Raw genomic sequence first — 2,234 nt, forward strand, 5'->3', positions numbered from 1 at the left:
AAATCCAGATGGCGATCAGCAGGGCCGCGGCACTCACCAGCAACACCGCGCCCACCCGTACCACCAGCCGGGTATAGAGCGAAGGCCCGGCGAGCACCTGCTGGGGACGGTCGTGCATCAGGACTGCGCGCCTGAATTCAGGCCCGCCGGGGCCACCAGCGCCACTTCAGCAGCAGCCTGCTGCAGCACCAACTGGTAACCCAGGCCGCGCAGGGTGCGGATCTCGAAACCCGCCCCGGCCAGCTTCTTGCGCAGGCGCGCCACGTATTGCTCGACGGTGTTGGCGTTGGGCGTGTCATCGACCGTGAAGAGCCGGTCCATCAACTCGTCCTTGTTGAAGATGCGCCCCGGCCGGGCCGCGATGATTTCCAGCAGGGTCACCTCGCGCCGGGTCAGTTCGATGGGTTGGCCGTCCAGCGTGGCGGTACGGCTCTTGCGGTCGATGCACAGGTTGGCACAGTGCAGCAGGTTGGTCGATTCCCCGCCGCTACGGCGCAACAGCACGCGGATGCGCGCCTCCAGCTCACGGAAGTCGAACGGCTTGACCAGGTAATCGTCGGCGCCCAGGTCGAGTGCGCGTACCCGCTCCTCGATCTCGCCGCAGGCGGTGAGCATCAGCACGGGCGTGTGCTGGCCACGGGCGCGCAACTGTTGCAGCAAGCCAAAGCCATCGGTATGCGGCAGCATCACGTCCAGGATCAGCAGGTCGAAGGCTTCGCCCAGGCGGCCACTGGCATGGGCGCCGTGGCTTTCCCATTCCACGGTATGGCCGATGCGGGTGAGATGGGAAACGATGGCCTCGGCCACGTCGGCGGTGTCTTCGACCAGCAGGATGCGCATGGGGGTCTCCAGTATTTTTTGACGATGCCGCAACTGTTGGGCGTTGCTTGGGCAGGGCGCCATTGTATGCCCGAACCGGCATCCCACCACCATGGACGTCAGGATTTAGTCAGATTGGTTACAGCTTCGCGGCCTAGCATCGCCGTCAGTATAAAAAATCCTATAAATCATTTGGAGACTTGCATGAGCGACCATGCCCCTGGCACATCGGCCATCGACCCGTCACGTCCATTGCTGGAAATCGACCGTGTCACCCTGCAATACAAGACCAGCGATTCGCTGGTGACGGCCACCCAGAGCGTGAGTTTCAACGTCCATCCGGGCGACCGCTACATCTTGCTGGGCCCCTCGGGATGCGGCAAATCTACGCTCTTGAAGGCCATCGGCGGCTACCTGCAACCGACCTCCGGGGCGATCCGCTTGAAGGGCCGGGAAGTGCATGAACCGGGCCCGGACCGCATGATGGTGTTCCAGGAGTTCGACCAGTTGCTGCCCTGGAAGACCGTGCGCCAGAACGTCGAATTCGCGCTGCACGCCAGTGGCCGCCTGCACGGCCGTGCCGCCGCCGAGCGCGCCGAGTACTACATCGGCAAGGTCGGCCTGGCCAAGTTCATCGACAGTTATCCGCACATGCTCTCTGGCGGCATGAAGCAGCGCGTCTCGATTGCCCGTGGCATGGCCATGGAGCCCGATGTGCTGCTGATGGATGAACCCTTCGCCGCGCTGGATGCACTGACCCGTCGCAAGATGCAGGACGAACTGCTGCGCCTGTGGGATGACACNCAATTCACGGTTCTCTTCGTGACCCACTCGATCGAGGAAGCCATCCGGGTCGGCACCCGCATCCTGCTCCTGACGCCCCATCCGGGCCAGGTCCGCGCCGAACTCAACAGCATTGATCCGAGCCAGCTTGGCACGGCCGCCCAGGCCGAGCTGGAAACCCGCATCAACGACATGCTGTTCGCCCACCACTGATTTTGCGCCGGAGACTTTCACATGCCAACCAATCTGCCCTTCGTCCGCCCGGAAATCCTGGTGGACCCCAATCCCCATGCCACCGCCGAAGTCCAGCGCCCGCTGTCAGCGTTTGAATCGCTCTATCGCCTGGGCTGGCTGCGCAAGACCGTGATCCTGCTGGTACTGGCGGCGATCTGGGAAGTCTATGGCTGCTGGCTGGACAATGCTTTGCTGTTCCCCAGCTTCAGCGAAACGGTGCAAGCCTTCTTTTCCGGCATCGGCAGCGGCGTACTGCTGCAACGCGCCGCCGTGTCGATGCAGACCCTGCTGGTGGGCTATGGCCTGGGTATTCTGTTGGCCGGCTTGCTGACCACGGTGGCCATCAGCTCGCGCATCGGCAACGACCTGCTGGAAACCCTGACCTCCATTTCAACCCG

2 protein-coding genes and 1 pseudogene are annotated in these 2,234 nt (G+C 63.3%); 2 read left to right on the forward strand and 1 reads right to left on the reverse strand.

All coding sequences use genetic code 11. The features are described 5' to 3' along the window. Positions 1-117: 117 nt before the first annotated feature. Positions 118-840: a response regulator transcription factor gene (locus I5W_RS05290; protein WP_044528459.1), complete on the reverse strand. Its 723-nt coding sequence runs from the start codon at positions 838-840 to the stop codon at positions 118-120. Between the two features lie 183 nt (positions 841-1,023). Here I5W_RS05290 and I5W_RS05295 point away from each other — a divergent pair, with 183 nt between their 5' ends. Further along, positions 1,024-1,815: an ABC transporter ATP-binding protein gene (locus I5W_RS05295; RefSeq protein WP_044528460.1), complete on the forward strand. Its 792-nt coding sequence runs from the start codon at positions 1,024-1,026 to the stop codon at positions 1,813-1,815. Positions 1,816-1,836: 21 nt separating this feature from the next. Then, positions 1,837-2,234: pseudogene (locus I5W_RS05300) on the forward strand (ABC transporter permease); the annotation flags it as partial.

Origin of the sequence: Herbaspirillum sp. B65 (genome assembly GCF_000333555.1) — a bacterium.
Taxonomy (GTDB): Bacteria; Pseudomonadota; Gammaproteobacteria; order Burkholderiales; family Burkholderiaceae_D; genus Herbaspirillum; species Herbaspirillum rubrisubalbicans.